The sequence below is a fragment of the Streptomyces sp. NPDC058678 genome (assembly GCF_042714835.1).
In the GTDB taxonomy this organism is placed as follows: domain Bacteria; phylum Actinomycetota; class Actinomycetes; order Streptomycetales; family Streptomycetaceae; genus Streptomyces.
The window spans coordinates 295,016-309,170 of record NZ_JBHXSG010000003.1 but is presented as its reverse complement, the minus strand read 5'-3'; the positions used below and the strand labels follow the sequence as shown (position 1 = coordinate 309,170).

15 protein-coding genes and 1 pseudogene are annotated in these 14,155 nt (G+C 70.7%); 5 read left to right on the top strand and 11 right to left on the bottom strand.

Annotation, left to right across the window (positions count from 1 at the left end):
- The 4 genes and pseudogenes from ACFWWR_RS05735 to ACFWWR_RS05720 all read right to left on the bottom strand — a co-directional run.
- Positions 1 to 238: pseudogene (locus ACFWWR_RS05735) on the bottom strand (hypothetical protein); the annotation flags it as partial.
- Positions 235 to 681: an Asp23/Gls24 family envelope stress response protein gene (locus ACFWWR_RS05730; protein WP_383874455.1), complete on the bottom strand. Its 447-nt coding sequence runs from the start codon at positions 679 to 681 to the stop codon at positions 235 to 237. The gene ACFWWR_RS05730 and the pseudogene ACFWWR_RS05735, both read right to left, overlap by 4 nt.
- Positions 678 to 905, bottom strand: a complete 228-nt coding sequence (locus ACFWWR_RS05725) for a hypothetical protein (protein ID WP_383874453.1) — start codon at positions 903 to 905, stop codon at positions 678 to 680. The genes ACFWWR_RS05730 and ACFWWR_RS05725 overlap by 4 nt, the downstream gene beginning before the upstream one ends.
- A gap of 38 nt (positions 906 to 943) precedes the next feature.
- On the bottom strand, positions 944 to 1,375 hold the full coding sequence (locus tag ACFWWR_RS05720) for an Asp23/Gls24 family envelope stress response protein (protein ID WP_189887140.1): 432 nt from the start codon (positions 1,373 to 1,375) through the stop codon (positions 944 to 946).
- Positions 1,376 to 1,582: 207 nt separating this feature from the next.
- On the opposite strand from ACFWWR_RS05720, the gene ACFWWR_RS05715 reads away from it, so the two are divergent.
- Positions 1,583 to 2,374, top strand: coding sequence for a hypothetical protein (locus ACFWWR_RS05715; RefSeq protein WP_384302110.1), 792 nt, complete (start codon positions 1,583 to 1,585; stop codon positions 2,372 to 2,374).
- 181 nt (positions 2,375 to 2,555) lie between these two features.
- Positions 2,556 to 2,945, top strand: coding sequence for a hypothetical protein (locus ACFWWR_RS05710; protein ID WP_383874449.1), 390 nt, complete (start codon positions 2,556 to 2,558; stop codon positions 2,943 to 2,945).
- A gap of 204 nt (positions 2,946 to 3,149) precedes the next feature.
- Here the strand turns inward: ACFWWR_RS05710 and ACFWWR_RS05705 are convergent, their stop codons facing one another.
- Positions 3,150 to 3,668, bottom strand: a complete 519-nt coding sequence (locus ACFWWR_RS05705) for an HAD domain-containing protein (protein ID WP_384302108.1) — start codon at positions 3,666 to 3,668, stop codon at positions 3,150 to 3,152.
- A 241-nt stretch (positions 3,669 to 3,909) separates the two neighbouring features.
- On the opposite strand from ACFWWR_RS05705, the gene ettA reads away from it, so the two are divergent.
- Genes ettA through ACFWWR_RS05690 form a run of 3 tightly spaced genes read left to right on the top strand, consistent with a single transcriptional unit; the run spans position 3,910 to position 6,700 of the window.
- Positions 3,910 to 5,574 (top strand): energy-dependent translational throttle protein EttA, encoded by a 1,665-nt coding sequence (gene ettA / locus ACFWWR_RS05700; RefSeq protein ID WP_383874445.1) that lies wholly within the window; start codon positions 3,910 to 3,912, stop codon positions 5,572 to 5,574.
- A 2-nt stretch (positions 5,575 to 5,576) separates the two neighbouring features.
- A complete protein-coding gene (locus tag ACFWWR_RS05695) occupies positions 5,577 to 6,005 on the top strand; it encodes an acyl-CoA thioesterase (protein WP_383874443.1) in 429 nt (142 codons plus the stop codon).
- Positions 6,002 to 6,700 (top strand): hypothetical protein, encoded by a 699-nt coding sequence (locus tag ACFWWR_RS05690; protein WP_383874441.1) that lies wholly within the window; start codon positions 6,002 to 6,004, stop codon positions 6,698 to 6,700. The genes ACFWWR_RS05695 and ACFWWR_RS05690 overlap by 4 nt, the downstream gene beginning before the upstream one ends.
- Before the next feature lie 81 nt (positions 6,701 to 6,781).
- Here the strand turns inward: ACFWWR_RS05690 and ACFWWR_RS05685 are convergent, their stop codons facing one another.
- The 6 genes from ACFWWR_RS05685 to ACFWWR_RS05660 all read right to left on the bottom strand — a co-directional run bounded on the left by ACFWWR_RS05685 (position 6,782) and on the right by ACFWWR_RS05660 (position 14,097).
- The gene (locus ACFWWR_RS05685) at positions 6,782 to 8,257 is read right to left on the bottom strand and encodes an SLC13 family permease (protein WP_384302106.1); all 1,476 of its coding nucleotides are present in this window, start codon (positions 8,255 to 8,257) and stop codon (positions 6,782 to 6,784) included.
- Positions 8,254 to 9,243: an NAD(P)-binding domain-containing protein gene (locus ACFWWR_RS05680; protein ID WP_384302104.1), complete on the bottom strand. Its 990-nt coding sequence runs from the start codon at positions 9,241 to 9,243 to the stop codon at positions 8,254 to 8,256. The genes ACFWWR_RS05685 and ACFWWR_RS05680 overlap by 4 nt, the downstream gene beginning before the upstream one ends.
- A 177-nt stretch (positions 9,244 to 9,420) precedes the next feature.
- On the bottom strand, positions 9,421 to 10,356 hold the full coding sequence (locus ACFWWR_RS05675; RefSeq protein WP_384302101.1) for a class II fructose-bisphosphate aldolase: 936 nt from the start codon (positions 10,354 to 10,356) through the stop codon (positions 9,421 to 9,423).
- Complete coding sequence (locus tag ACFWWR_RS05670; protein ID WP_383874434.1) at positions 10,356 to 11,795, bottom strand: four-carbon acid sugar kinase family protein; 1,440 nt, start codon at positions 11,793 to 11,795, stop codon at positions 10,356 to 10,358. The genes ACFWWR_RS05675 and ACFWWR_RS05670 overlap by 1 nt, the downstream gene beginning before the upstream one ends.
- 451 nt (positions 11,796 to 12,246) lie before the next feature.
- The gene (locus ACFWWR_RS05665; RefSeq protein WP_383874432.1) at positions 12,247 to 12,942 is read right to left on the bottom strand and encodes a FadR/GntR family transcriptional regulator; all 696 of its coding nucleotides are present in this window, start codon (positions 12,940 to 12,942) and stop codon (positions 12,247 to 12,249) included.
- Between the two features lie 189 nt (positions 12,943 to 13,131).
- Complete coding sequence (locus tag ACFWWR_RS05660) at positions 13,132 to 14,097, bottom strand: ABC transporter ATP-binding protein (protein ID WP_383874431.1); 966 nt, start codon at positions 14,095 to 14,097, stop codon at positions 13,132 to 13,134.
- Positions 14,098 to 14,155: the final 58 nt, after the last annotated feature.

Sequence of the window (14,155 nt, the reverse complement as noted above, 5' to 3'; positions counted from 1 at the left end):
ACAGGAGAAATCCGACGGCCGCGGCGGACAGCAGGGCTGCCAAGGCCGCGGGAATCCGCCGCGCGGACCAGAAACGGCGTGCCGACCGGCCCGATTCATACTGGCCCGATTCATCGACCGCTGCCGTCGCGCCCGCGCTCGGTGGGCCATCGGTGGACGGAGCTGCTTGTCCGTGATCGGGGGAGAGGTCGGAGAGATCGCTGTCGCCGGTCGGCTGCCGCCAGGTGTTCGCGCTCATCTCACCCTCTCCTGGTCAGTGTGCCGCGAGTGCACCGAGTGCAGCCTCTCGACCGACACCGCGAGGTCGGGGACGTCCATGCCGGCCCACGTCCTGAGCCGTTCGGTGACCTCCTGGCGCACTGCGGCGCACTGTGCCCCGATGTCGGACGGATAGCCGAGCTCCACGGTGATACGCATCCGCACCTCGCCGAGCACCGCCTGCCGTTTGACGGCAGACTCGCCGTCTCGTCCTGCGGCATCCCGCTCCGGTGCCCGCCGCACGGCTGTGGTCACGCGTGGTGTCCGGCGGCCGGGTGGTACGTGGCCGGCCGACTCGGTGAACCGGCTCAGCGCATCGCGCGCAACCTGGGAGGCGATCTTCGCAACGACCCGGTCGGCGACGGTGGTCGCACCGCGCTCCCCGCGGGGGATGCCCGGACGCCGAGCGGCTTCACCGGTCACCGCAGCGAGTCTCCCCGAGCCCGTCGCCGGTCATCGCGGATCCGCTCCTGCCGGTCGCGGCGGCGGACGAAGTCGCCCGGTTCGAAATCACCTTCCGTGAGCCGCCCGACCACAAGGCCGACCACGCCCAGCCCCAGCACCAGCAGGAAAGCCCAGAAGTCACCGAAATACGCGGCGAAGCCCAGCGCCATTCCGGCCATCAAGCCCACCACGGCCCTGCTCATCACGCGCTCCTTCACTCAAGCGGGCTGCTCCGCCCCGGCTACTGGATCCGCTGCCGCTCTTCGCCTTCGTCCTCCTCGTCGGGCAGCTTCACGTCGCTGACCATGATGTTGACTTCCACGACTTCGCGGCCCGCCATCCGCTCCACAGCGGAGATCACGTTCTCCCGAACTGCACCGGCGACGTCCGTGATCGACACGCCGTAGTCGACGACGATCTCCAGATCGATGGCCGCCTGCCGCTCGCCGACCTCGACACTGACGCCGCGCGTGACGGACTTGCCACTATCAGCACCGGGCATCCGCTCCCGCATGGATCCCATCGAGCGTGCGGTTCTGCTGCCCAGGGCGTGGACGCCGAGCACGTCCCGTGCCGCCATTCCGGCGATCTTCTCCACCACCACATCGGCGATGGCCGTCCGGCCGCGAGAGCCGGGCGCACCGACTTGCTTTACGCCGGTGTTCTCAGTCATCGAGGTCATCGAGGTCATCGAGCCCATTCCTCCCTCAATCAAGGAGCCCACCTGGCACCACTGTTAATACTATAGTTCTTCTTAGTGCCCATTGTCCGAAATGCGAATCATGAGGCGGAGCGGTGCGAGTGCCACGAGCGCCCCCGCTAGAAGCCCTTTGGGGACCTCGGGCGCAGCGTGGCAGCGAGAGAACCGCGGCCATGGGCCATGCAGGGAAAGGCGGTGAGAGGTCAGGTGACTGAGGCGTGGATGCAGGCAGTCCGGCGCCACCTCGACCTGGGTCGGCTGCTCCCGCTCGGCGGGCCCGACGACGGGACATGGATCACTGAGCAAGCGGCCGTCCGGGTCCTCGGGCGCGCTGCTGCTGAGATTCCCGGTGTTCGGCTGGAGTCTCTGCGCATCGGGTCGGCACCGCTCGAGCCCGTGTCCGAGCCGGCCGTCCGTCCACCGGCCAGCGCGCTACCGCCTGGACCGCTCAGGATCGAAGCCGCCTTCACCGCATCCCTCGGGCAGCCGCTGCCCGAGACCGCCGACCAGCTGAGGAGCACACTGCTCAGCACCGCCGCCGAACGGCTCGGCCTTGCCGCCGTGACAGCTGACCTGTGCGTCACAGATCTCCATGAGGGCCCGGAGACAGTCGGCAGGTCGCGAACCTCAAAGAGGGCCATGAAGCCCCCGTCGGAAGGTACAGCCGCGCGAAGCTCTCACCCGGCGACCGAAACAGGACCCATGCCGGGGCCCGCCGGGGAGCTGGCCGACGTCGCGGCGGCCGTCCCGGGCGTCGCCCGACTCACCGCCGTACTGGGAAGCCGTCCGGTCAAGGTGGAACACCATGACGATCCACCCGGCCGACACATCGAGGTCCAGCTCGCGGTCGCCCCCGGACACCATCCACTGGAAGTCGCCCGCGCCGTCCGGGCCGCCGTAGCCGACTCAGCCACTACCGGTACCCCGGACCCGGTCACCACCGCCGTCCTCATCACAGAAACCGCGACCTAGCCGGCCAGGCGTCAAACCTGCTTGCTCAAGAGGTCTGGAGACACCTACAAGGCCGCTCGTCCCGGGAAACCGTCACGACGGCCGACATCCCCGCAGGTCAACAGACGGGGCGTCCCACGAAGACGTCACTTCCACGGCAGATCTGGCCTTCCCGGCCCCTCAGCCAGCAATGTGACGATTCATGAAGATGACCAGAAGGCTCACCAGCATCGGCGCGGCCGCCGCAGCCGTCGTCAGCGCCATGACCGTGATGGCTCCGCCCGCCTCCGCCGACTCCGCCTACGGATGCGCTTACCCCCGTGTGTGCTTCTACCCCAATGACAGCGCGATCCGCGCGAACGCGCCCACCGCCTCCTATCAGGACGTCACCGGCTCCTACCAGACCCTCGGCTCCGCGAGCCGGGGCGCTGACTGGGTGGTCAACACTCGCAACGACGACCGGGCGTACCTGCGCTATCTCGACGGCGGCACCACCCGGTACTTCTGCCTCGCGCCGAACTCGAATACCTATTTCGTCTCGTCGCTGACCGTGACCGGCATCAGAATCGATACGGCGGCCACCTGCCCGTAACACCAGACAGCCGGAACCCCGCTCCCCGAAAACGGGGCGGGGTTCCCGTCCACCGCCGCCGTGACAGGTCCAGCGGCAACGGCCGCAACGGCGACGCATTCCACCGCCGGCAGTCGCGGGCGCCGTCCAGGGAACTCGCCCGGCACACGGCCATACGTCGGAACTCAGTGGGGAGACCAGTACATAGGACTCGCGATGCGCTGATCATTTCGGCGCGAGGGCACGGAGCCAATCGGCGAGCGCACAGAAGTCGGCGTCTTCGAGGCCTTTGGCCGGGTCGACCTGATGAAGCAGCGACGGCCCAGGGTGGCCGGCGGCGACCCACTGACGATCCATCGCGCTGATCTCGTCGTCGACCCAGATGAACGGCCGGCCGTTGGCCCACTGGACAAGGGGACGGGTCTTCCAGTGCAGGCCGCGCGGGCCTTCCTCAGCACGGACGTCCGGCCACTCCACCACGGGCAGCCTCGGCAGTCCGATGCGCGGAGCGACGGTCTCGTTCGCCTCCTCCATCCAGGTCGAGGCCCATATGAGGCGGCAGCCCAGAGCCATGAGGCGCGCCCCGACCCCGGGGTCGAGCCGCTTCAGCAGTGGGTTGCCCTGATCGGCAGGCGTCGAGGGGTGGGTCGTAGAGGCCTGTGGGTTAGCGGACGACGACCCGAACGGGATGAGTGGACCGTCGACGTCGAGGAAGAGAAGGGGACGCTCCGCTGCGCTCGTCACGGCGGCACGATAGCCCGGCGCGGTGGGGGAGCGGCACCCCGGGCCGGGCCGTCCCCCGTGCCGTCCGGGGTCCCCGAGGCCGACCAACGGCGACCGACAGTGACGGTCGAGCTACTCCTGTCAGCAGTGAAGCCCCGGGCTGCAGCCCCCCGACCATATGGGTTACCACCCGAGGGTGGACGTCAGGCAAGATGGGGTGTATCTGCCCACTGCCAGAATTCAAGCTGCCGGACGGTTTCTCTTGGCTGAGTACATCTACACCATGCGCAAGACGCGTAAGGCGCACGGCGACAAGGTGATCCTTGACGACGTGACGCTGAGCTTCCTGCCCGGCGCGAAGATCGGTGTGGTCGGTCCTAACGGTGCCGGTAAGTCCACCGTTCTCAAGATCATGGCCGGGCTCGAGCAGCCGTCCAACGGTGACGCGTTCCTGTCGCCCGGCTACTCCGTAGGCATGCTCCTCCAGGAGCCGCCGCTCGACGAGTCCAAGACGGTCCTGGAGAACGTGCAGGACGGCGCCGCCGAGATCATGGGCAAGCTCAGGCGCTTCAACGAGGTCGCCGAGCTCATGGCGACCGATTACTCGGACGCGCTCATGGAGGAGATGGGCAAGCTCCAGGACGACCTGGACCACGCCAACGCGTGGGACCTGGACACGCAGCTGGAGCAGGCCATGGACGCCCTGGGCTGCCCGCCCGGCGACTGGGCCGTCACCAACCTCTCCGGTGGTGAGCGTCGACGGGTCGCGCTGTGCAAGCTGCTGCTCGAGGCTCCCGACCTGCTGCTGCTCGACGAGCCCACCAACCACCTGGACGCCGAGTCCGTGCAGTGGCTGGAGCAGCACCTCGCGAAGTACGCGGGCACCGTCGTCGCCGTGACCCACGACAGGTACTTCCTCGACAACGTCGCCGAGTGGATCCTCGAGCTGGACCGCGGCCGTGCGCACCCGTACGAGGGCAACTACTCCACGTACCTCGACAAGAAGGCCTCCCGCCTCAAGGTCGAGGGCCAGAAGGACGTCAAGCGGGCGAAGAGGCTCAAGGAAGAGCTCGAGTGGGTCCGGTCCAACGCCAAGGGGCGTCAGGCCAAGTCCAAGGCGCGACTGTCCCGCTACGAGGAGATGGCCGCCGAGGCGGACAAGATGCGGAAGCTGGACTTCGAGGAGATCCAGATCCCGCCGGGCCCGCGTCTGGGCAGCGTCGTCGTCGAGGTCAACAACCTCAGCAAGGCCTTCGGCGAGAAGGTCCTCATCGATGATCTCTCGTTCACGCTGCCGCGTAACGGGATCGTCGGTGTCATCGGCCCGAACGGCGCCGGCAAGACCACCCTCTTCAAGATGATCCAGGGTCTGGAGACCCCGGACTCCGGCACGATCAAGGTCGGCGACACCGTCAAGATCGCCTACGTCGACCAGGGCCGCGAGAACATCGACCCGAAGAAGTCGCTGTGGGCCGTGGTCTCGGACGAGCTCGACTACATCAACGTCGGCCAGGTCGAGATGCCCTCGCGGGCGTACGTCTCCGCCTTCGGCTTCAAGGGCCCGGACCAGCAGAAGCCGGCCGGAGTCCTCTCCGGCGGTGAGCGCAACCGCCTGAACCTCGCGCTCACCCTCAAGCAGGGCGGCAACCTGCTGCTCCTCGACGAGCCGACGAACGACCTCGACGTGGAGACGCTGTCCTCCCTAGAGAACGCGCTGCTCGAGTTCCCGGGCGCGGCCGTGGTCGTCTCCCACGACCGGTGGTTCCTGGACCGGGTGGCCACGCACATCCTCGCCTACGAGGGTGACTCCAGGTGGTTCTGGTTCGAGGGCAACTTCGAGTCGTACGAGAAGAACAAGATCGAGCGGCTGGGCGCGGACGCCGCGCGTCCGCACCGCGCCACCTACAAGAAGCTGACCCGGGGCTGATCTTGCGGCACATCTACCGCTGCCCGCTGCGCTGGGCGGACATGGACGCGTACGGCCACGTCAACAACGTGGTCTTCCTCCGCTACCTGGAGGAAGCCCGTATCGACTTCCTGTTCCGGCCGGACAAGGACTTCAAGCAGGGGTCCGTGGTGGCGCGCCACGAGATCGACTACAAGCGGCAGCTGGTCCACCGGCACACGCCGGTGGACGTCGAGTTGTGGATCACGGAGATAAGGGCGGCGTCCTTCACGATCGTGTACGAGGTCAAGGACCCGGACCAGGTCTATGTCCAGGCCTCGACGGTGATCGTGCCGTTCGACTTCGAGGCGCAGCGGCCGCGCCGGCTCACGGCTCAGGAGCGTGAGTTCCTGGAGGAGTACCGCGACGACCGGGGTGACGACTCCGCCGAGGGGGAGGCCGTCGCCGCATGACGGTGCTCCACCTCGCCGACGAGGGGGAGGCGGCGGATCTCGCGGCCTTCCTCTCCCGGCTGCTCCACTACGACCGTGGAGCAGCGGTGCGCCTCCAGGCGGCCGGCACCGCGCTCGCCGTCTTCGGGCGGCCGCCGTCCTTCGAGGTACTGGCGATCCGTACGGTGCGACTCGCCAAGCCGTACGAGGACGGGCTCGACGTCACGCTGGACGTGACCGTGTCCGCGGGCGAGCTTCTGGAGTCCATCGACGAGGCCGCGGTCACCGTGGGCGTTCCGGGGGCGGTGACCGGGCCGCCGTGGGCCGGGGTGCTGCCGCCGCGCGGCGGGTGGCGGGTCCAGGCGGGACTGCCGGAGCCGGACGCCCTGCGGGCGACGGTCGCCGCCGTGATCGCCGAATTCCGGTCCCGTACGCAGGAGTTGGCGCCCGAGGCGCGTACGAGGGCCGAACTCGACCGGATCGGTCGGGAGATCTGGTCCCGGACGGTCGGGGACACCGGGCTGCCGGTGCGGGCCGTGCACGCGGCCCAGTCGCTGGGGTTCCTGCGTCCGGCTGTGCCCGGCACCACGCACGCGCCCGACGAGGCGCCGCTCGGGCTGTTCTCGTCGGGCGCCTGGCTCAGGCTGCGCACGCCGTACGGGTCGATCGCCGTACGCAGGGCGGGACTTGGGGCGCTGGACGTCAGCGTCCGCTGAACTCCCGCCGTGCCGACGGCCTCGCCATGTCAAGGGCCCCGCTGCACCGGCGCAATCCCGCACGACCGGCGGCGGTCCTCGCTACACCAGTGGCCAGAGGGCGGCCGTCAGGCCGAAGCCGATGACGCCCATGGTGGTCGTCAGGACCGTCCAGGTGCGCAGGCCGGAGGCCACGTCCAGGCCGGTCAGCTTGGTGAACATCCAGTAGCCCGCGTCGTTGATGTGCGAGACGGCGAGGCCGCCCGCGCCCATCGCCAGGGCGACCAGGGAGAGCTGGCCGGTGGACAGGTCGGCGCGCTGCAGGAGCGGCGCGAGGATGCCCGCCGTGGTGATCAGGGCCACTGTCGTCGAGCCCTGGGCGGCGCGCAGGGTGAGCGCCATCAGGAAGGCGAGGACGAGCGCGGGCAGGCCGCTGCGGTCCAGTACGTCGGCGATCGCGTTGCCGATGCCGCTCGCCACCAGCACCTTGCCGAAGACACCGCCCGCCCCCGCCACCAGGATCACCATCGCCACCGGCGGCAGGGCCGACGTCATCACGCTCGCGATGTGGGCGCGGTCCCAGCCGCGGCGGGCGCCCAGGATGTACGCGCACAGCGCCACGTCGATCAGCAGTGCCACCATGGGGGCGCCGAGGACGGTGAGGACGGCGCGCGGGGCGGAGCCGTCGGCGAGGAGGTTCTGGCCGAGGGTGCCGGCGAGGATCAGCAGGATCGGGGTGACGATCAGGGTGAGGACCGTGCCGAAGGAGGGCGGGCGGACGGCCGGGGTGGTGGTCGTCGGGGCCGCCGGCTTGGTGAGGACGGCGGTGCCGTGGCCGTCGTCGGACCGGGACGTGGCGGCGACGGGAGCGGAACCGTCAGGGACTCCGTCGGCTCCGTCGGCGTCGGCTCCGGGGGTGGTCTCCGCGCCGTAGATCTCCGCGTGCAGGGCCGGGTCCATGGGGTATTCGCGGCGGGTCATCCGGCGCGAGATCAGGTAGCCCAGCAGGATCACGACCGCGGTGACCGGGATGCCCATCAGCAGGACCAGGCCCTGGTCGGCCCCGATGGCCTGGGTGACGGCGACCGCACCGGGGTGCGGGGGCAGGAATGCGTGCACCGTGAGCATCGCGGCGCCCATCGGCAGGGCGTAGACGAGCAGCGGCCTGCGGGAGGCGCGGGCGACGCCGTACGCGATCGGCATCAGGATGATCAGGCCGACCTCGAAGAAGACGGGGATCCCGAGGACGAAACCGGCGACGGTGAGCGCGAGGGGGGTGCGCTTGGAGCCGAAGCGGTCGATGAGGGAGTGGGCGAACGCGGCGGCGCCGCCGGAGAGTTCGATGATCCGGCCGATCATCGCGCCCAGGGCGATGATCGTGGCGATGTGGCCGAGCGTGGAGCCCATGCCGTCCTCGATGGTCTTCACCAGGTCGGCGGCCGGGACGCCCGCGGTGAGGGCGACGCCGATCGAGACGACGACCAGGGCGACGAACGGCTGGACCTTGGCGCGCAGGATCAGCAGCAGGAGGGTGGCGACGCCGGCGGCGGCGATCAGGAGGAGGGTGGTGTGGCTCATCGGCCCTCTCCTTTCCGGTCTGGGGAGACGAGGGACTTGGGGGACTTGGGGGACTCGGGGGACTGGGGGAGCTTGGGGTTTTTGGCGTCCTTGGGGTCCTTGGGGGACAGGACGGTGACGACGGAGGAGTCGTCGTGGGCGGCGAGGCCGGCGCGTTCGCCGAGGAGGTAGAGCTGTTGGGCCGCCGAGGCGAGCGGGACCGGTACGTGGGCGTCCCGCGCGATGCCGGTGACGATGCCCATGTCCTTCACGAAGATGTCCAGGCGGGACTTCACCTCGGGGGCGGCGTCGTTCTCGTACGTCTCGACCATGCGGGGGCCGCGGTCGGCGAACATGAACGAACCGGCCGCGCCGTGCCGCAGGCTCTCGACGACGGTCTCCGGGTCGAGTCCGAGGCCGCGGGCCAGTGCGATCGCCTCCGCGGCGGCGGCGATGTGGACGCCGGCGAGGAGCTGGTTGATCGCCTTGAGCGCCTGACCGTCGCCCGGGCGGGGGCCGACCACCGTGAGGGTGGAGGCGAGCAGGTCGAGGACCGGGCGGGCCAGGTCGAGTGCCTTGTCCTCGGCGCCGACGACGATGAGGAGGTCGCCGTTCCCGGCGCGGACCGGGCCGCCGCTGACCGGGGCGTCGACGGTGAGGATGCCGTTCTCCGCGAGACGGGCGGCCGTGGTGCGGGCGTGGTCCGGGCCGACCGTGCTGGTGAGGACGACGGTGGCGCCGGGGCGGAGGGTTCGGGCCGCGCCGTGCTCGCCGAAGAGGGCGGTGTCGACCTGCTGTTGGTCGCGTACGGCGAGCAGGACGACGTGGGCGTCGCGGGCCGCGTCGGCGGGGGTGGGGGCGGGCGTTCCGCCGGCCGCGGTGAGCTGGGCGAGGCGGGGTTCGGATATGTCGTAGGCCGTGACGGGGAGGTGGGCGGCGAGGTGGGTGGCCATGGGGAGGCCCATGGCGCCCAGGCCGATCACCGCGGTGTGGGGACGGGGGTGCATTGGTGGGGTGCCTTTCCTTTGAGAGCGGGGGAGTTCGGGCCGAGGCGTTGTGCGGGTGCGGGTGCGGGTGCGGGTGCGGGTGCGGGTGCGGGTGCCGGGTGGGTGGGTTGCCCTGCAATTTCGCCCCCGCCGCCCCTTCCCGTCCCGAACCTGGGGCTCCGCCCCAGACCCCGCTCCTCAAACGCCGGAGGGGCTGAAAGTGGAGGGGCTGGAGGTCGAAGGGTTGGAGGTGAAAGGGCTGGGTTCTGCGAGTTGGGTGATGATGAGGGTCGCCGTTTCCTTCACCGCGTCCCGTCCTGCCGACCAGAGGCTGACCACGTCGGAACCCGGGAGTGCCGTGGGGAGTCGGGTGCTCACTGCCTGGAGGTAGGCGCGGCGGAGTTCGGCGTTGACGTTGATCTTGGCGACGCCTCGGGGCAGGGCGGCGAGGAGTTGGTTCTCGGGGAGGCCGCTGGCGCCGTGGAGGACCAGGGGGACCGGGACGGCGGAGTGGATCGCGGCCAGGCGGTCCAGGTCCAGGCGTACGGGGTGGGTGGTGAAGCCGTGGACATTGCCGACCGCCACCGCCAGGGCGTCCACCCCCGTCGCGGCCACGAACTCCGCTGCCTGCGAGGGGTCCGTCATGGCGGTGGGGGCCGCGGTGGCGTTCGTGGAGACGTCCTCGTCGCCCGCCAGGGCGCCCAGTTCGGCTTCCACCCAGGCGCCGTGGTCGCGGGCACGGTGGACCGCCTCGCGGGTCAGGGCGATGTTCTCGGCGAAGGGGAGGTGGGAGCCGTCGACCATCACGGAGGTGTAGCCGGCCCGGAGGCAGGCGGTGATCTCGTCGAGGTCGCGGCTGTGGTCGAGGTGGACGCCGAGGGGAGCCGGGGAGGCGGCGGCCGCGTCGAGAGCGAGGCGCATCAGGGCGTCGCGGCCCGCGTGCTTGAAGGCGCTCGAGCCCGCCTGGATCAGGACCGGGTGGTCCGGGTGGGCCCGGTGGGCCCGGTGGGCTTCCGCCGCGGCGACGATGCCCTGGACCGTCTCCAGGTTGTACGCGACGAAGCCGGGCAGGGCTCGGCCGGTCTCGTACGCGGTGGTCAGGGCCTTGAGGCCCTCGGGTCCGGTCAGCAGCATCAGGCGGCGCTCCTCAGCAGGGCGAGGGCGTCGGCGAGGGCGTCGTCGCCGCCGACGTTCCCGGCGAAGACGATGTAGGGGATGCCGGCGGCCGGGCCGTCGACGGGCTGCCACAGCGAGACGATGCCCGGCAGCAGGGTGCCGCGCGCCCAGGCGCGGCGGATCTCCAGGCCGTGGGTGGCGGTGTCGCTGGAGGTGATGCCGCCCTTGGCGATGACGAACGCCGGGCGGCGGGCCGCGGTGATCAGGCGGACCGTCTCCACGAGGGCTGCGGAGACGTTCCGGGAGATGGCGAGGCTCTCGTCGGGGTCGGCGGCCGTGACCACCGTGCGCGTGGTGCGGATGACCGTGTCGGCCGTGCCGAGGGCGGTCGCCGCGGCCGTGGCGGTCTCGTGGATGTGCGGGTCGCGGCGGGCCGGGTCGAGGAGTTGGGCCACGTCGAGTTCGTACTCGGCGAGGTCGCCCGCCTGTTCGCGCAGTCGGTTCAGCTGGCGGGTGGTCAGGGAGACGTGGGAGCCGACGACGATCAGGCCGTGCGGGGACGGTGCGCGCAGCGTGGCGAGCTCGGGGGTGGTGAGCGGGGGGTGCGCGGGCTGGCCGGCTCGGGCGCGGACGAAGGAGGGACCTACCCGGTAGAGGAGGCGGGTGCCCGTCTCCTCCGCCTCGGCGGCGGCGAGGGCGAGGACCCGGAGGTCGTCGTCACAGACCGCGTCCACTACGGCGGTGGCGCCGTCGCGGAGGGTCCGGAGTTGCTCGCTGACGTGGGCGGGACCGCCGGTGCGCAGGTCGGTGAGAGTGATGCGGAGGACCCTGTCGGCGGGGGTGCGGCCCTTGGTCTTCTCCGCCACCCACTCGGGGAGGGAGGACGAGGTGTAGCCGAAGGTGGCGTCCTTCGCGAACTCGCTCTCACCCACCGGGAGAAGGCCGTCCGGGGTGCGCATCCAGTGGGCCGAGTCGACGGTGAGGCGGCCGGCCTCGATGTAGGCGGGGACGAGGACGACGCCGTCGGGGGCGGCGCCGACCGTCGCCAACTCCTCAATGAGGACGTCGGTCTCCAGGGGGAAGTGGCCGCGGAGGGTGGAGTCGCCGCGGGAGGCGATGACGTACGGGACGTTCTCGGCCCGGGACGCCTCGTGAAGGGCTCGGGCGATGGCGCGGTTGCGGGTGGCCGCGTCGTCGGGGGAGAGGCTTCGGGTGTTGGTCAGGACGAAGAAGGCGGGGCTGTTCTGGCGCAGGGCCCAGCGGAGGTCGTCGACCGTCCAGGTGGTGAGGACGGGGATGTCCTTGACGGTCTGGGTACCGGTGGGGTCGTCGTCCAGGACGGCGAGGCGCGGGGCCGTCGCGATCCTGGCCGCCACTTCGGCGGGGGCGACCTCCCTGACGGGCGGGAGACCGGCGAGAACCTGGGGCTCCGGGAGGGCATGACGGGGTAGGGACATGGCGGTTCCTGGGAGGGGGTGTGGGAAGGGGACGCGGGCCGGGGGCCGTGATGTGGGTTCTTGGACGAGGGCCGATGAAGGCCGACTAGGGCCGACGAGGGCCGACGAGGGCGTATGGGGGCCGACGAGGGCCGGTGACGGTCCGGTGACGGCTGTGGGATGGGGAGCCCCGGGGTGGGGGCTCTGGGGTGGTAACCGATGGGTGGTGACCACCCCACGGTGGTGACCGTTGGGTGTTGACCACGCGCGTGTTGACCTGGGGTGGGTGATCGCGGGGCGGTGACTGTGGGGTGGTGACCGCCCGTGGTGACCTGAGGTGGTGGCCGCGGGGCGGTGGCGGTGCGGTGGTGACCGCGTGTGGTGGCGCCCGCCCGCGGTGACCTGGGGTCGTGGTGACCGTGGGGCGGTGGCGCCCGCCCGCGCGGGCGGGGTGCGGCTGGTGTCGGCTCCGCTACTCGCCGGACTTCAGGACGTGGGTGCGGTAGTCGTCCGCCGTCTGGTTCATGTGGGCGCTCATCGCCTCGCGGGCCTTGTCCGGGTCGCCGGATTCGAGGGCCTGGAGGACCGCCTCGTGGTGGGCGATCGCGTTGACGCGGATCTGGGGGATCGCGGAGGTCTCGCGGCGGCCCTCGGCGAGGAGGGCGCCGAAGGGCTCGAAGAGGAGCGGGACGAAGAGGTTGTTCGTCGCCCGCATCACCGTGGCGTGGAAGTCGATGTCCGCCTGCACGAACTTCTCCGTGTCGGCCTCGTCGGCGGCCTCCCGCATCGTGGCGAGGTGCTCGCGCAGCTCCGCGAGGTGGGTCTCGTCGCGGCGCAGCGCGGCCAGTTCCGTCGCACCGTTCTCTATGAGGCGCCGGGCCTCGATGAGGCGCTCTGAGAGCGAGGTGTGCGAGGAGTGGGACGCGGCGCGGATCACTGCCGCCATGGCTGTCCAGCGGTCCGGGGAGTTCACGTAGGTGCCGCGGCCGCGGACCACGCGTACGACGTTCTGTGCACGCAGCTGCTTCACCGCCTCGCGTACGGTCAGCCGGCTCACGGAGGACTGCTCGGCGAGCTCGGCCTCCGGGGGCAGGGCGGCGTCCGGCGGGTAGGTGCCGTCGATGATCGCGCTGAGCAGGCGCTCGGCGAGGTCTTCGGAGAGCGACATCGTTGGGCCTCCGGCGGGCGTGGGCGGGTCTGGAGCCACCGTACGGCGTGGATGCGAGGGTGGCATCGAGGGGATCAGGCGTCTGACGTCAGACATCTGATGTCTCGATGCCGGTAACCATGGCAGCGGGTGCGGGGTGCGTCAATACCCGTGCGGCATTTCGGTTCGGTTACGGACGGCGGCGCGTGATCAGTCGTGGCCGCTGTCGTCCGGCCATACGCCGATGTGGTCCGCCTCCAGTTCCAGGGCCACGCGGTCGCGCATGCCGAGGGCTCGGGTGTAGTCGGCGGGGAGCTGGAGGCGGCCGGCGCGGTCGAGCATGGCGTACTCCCGGGCGACCAGCGTCTCGTGGCCGGTCGCCGCGTCCACCTCGCTGCGGCGCAGGACCTCCGTGGAGGTACGGCCGTCACGGATGGCGACCGTGCGGCGGACCTCGCCGGCGACCGCCTGGTCGTGGGTGACGATCACGATGGTGGTGCCGAGCTGCTCGTTCGCGGTGCGGAAGGCGGCGAAGACCTGTTCCGCGGTGTGGGAGTCGAGTTCGCCGGTGGGTTCGTCGGCGAGCAGGATCGCCGGGTTGTTGGCGAGGGCCACGGCGATGGCGGCCCGTTGTTGCTGGCCGCCGGACATCTGGTGCGGGCGACGGTCGCGGCAGTCCGCGATCTCGAGCAGGTCGAGGAGTTCCAGGGCGCGTTCGGTGTGGGCGCGGCGGGACTTGGGGGTGCGGGTGCGTCCGGCCAGTTGCATCGGGAGAGCGGCGTTCTGGGCGGCGGTCAGATAGGGAAGGAGGTTGCGGGAGGTCTGCTGCCAGACGAAGCCGACGACTTCTCTGCGGTAGGCGAGGCGGTCCTTCGCGGTCATCGTGAGGAGGTCGCGGCCGGCCACGCGGGCGGCGCCGGCGGTGGGGGTGTCCAGGCCGGCGAGGATGTTCATGAGGGTGGACTTGCCGCTGCCGGACGCGCCCACCAGAGCCATGAGTTCGCCTTCTCGGACCAGGAGGTCGAGGCCCTGGAGGGCTTGGACTTCGATGCCGTCCGTGGTGAAGATCCGGACGAGGCGGTCGCAGGTGATGAGGGCGTCGTGGCCGTAGGTGGGGCGGTTGCGGTCTTGTGCGGCGCGGTGGGTCAGGTCGGTGAGGGTGGGGTTCGTCGTCATCCGGGGTCTCCTAGCAGCACGACTGCCCGCAGCCGGAGCAGCGCAGACATGTGGATGT

Coding starts and splice junctions, on each gene's coding strand:
- ACFWWR_RS05670 (WP_383874434.1), bottom strand. CDS start 11,795: ATGTCCCTACCCCGTCATGCCCTCCCGGAGCCCCAGGTTCTCGCCGGT.
- ACFWWR_RS05715 (WP_384302110.1), top strand. CDS start 1,583: ATGCAGGGAAAGGCGGTGAGAGGTCAGGTGACTGAGGCGTGGATGCAG.
- ACFWWR_RS05685 (WP_384302106.1), bottom strand. CDS start 8,257: ATGAGCCACACCACCCTCCTCCTGATCGCCGCCGCCGGCGTCGCCACC.
- ACFWWR_RS05710 (WP_383874449.1), top strand. CDS start 2,556: ATGAAGATGACCAGAAGGCTCACCAGCATCGGCGCGGCCGCCGCAGCC.
- ACFWWR_RS05660 (WP_383874431.1), bottom strand. CDS start 14,097: ATGACGACGAACCCCACCCTCACCGACCTGACCCACCGCGCCGCACAA.
- ACFWWR_RS05690 (WP_383874441.1), top strand. CDS start 6,002: ATGACGGTGCTCCACCTCGCCGACGAGGGGGAGGCGGCGGATCTCGCG.
- ACFWWR_RS05720 (WP_189887140.1), bottom strand. CDS start 1,375: ATGACTGAGAACACCGGCGTAAAGCAAGTCGGTGCGCCCGGCTCTCGC.
- ACFWWR_RS05675 (WP_384302101.1), bottom strand. CDS start 10,356: ATGCTGCTGACCGGACCCGAGGGCCTCAAGGCCCTGACCACCGCGTAC.
- ACFWWR_RS05665 (WP_383874432.1), bottom strand. CDS start 12,942: ATGTCGCTCTCCGAAGACCTCGCCGAGCGCCTGCTCAGCGCGATCATC.
- ACFWWR_RS05725 (WP_383874453.1), bottom strand. CDS start 905: ATGAGCAGGGCCGTGGTGGGCTTGATGGCCGGAATGGCGCTGGGCTTC.
- ACFWWR_RS05680 (WP_384302104.1), bottom strand. CDS start 9,243: ATGCACCCCCGTCCCCACACCGCGGTGATCGGCCTGGGCGCCATGGGC.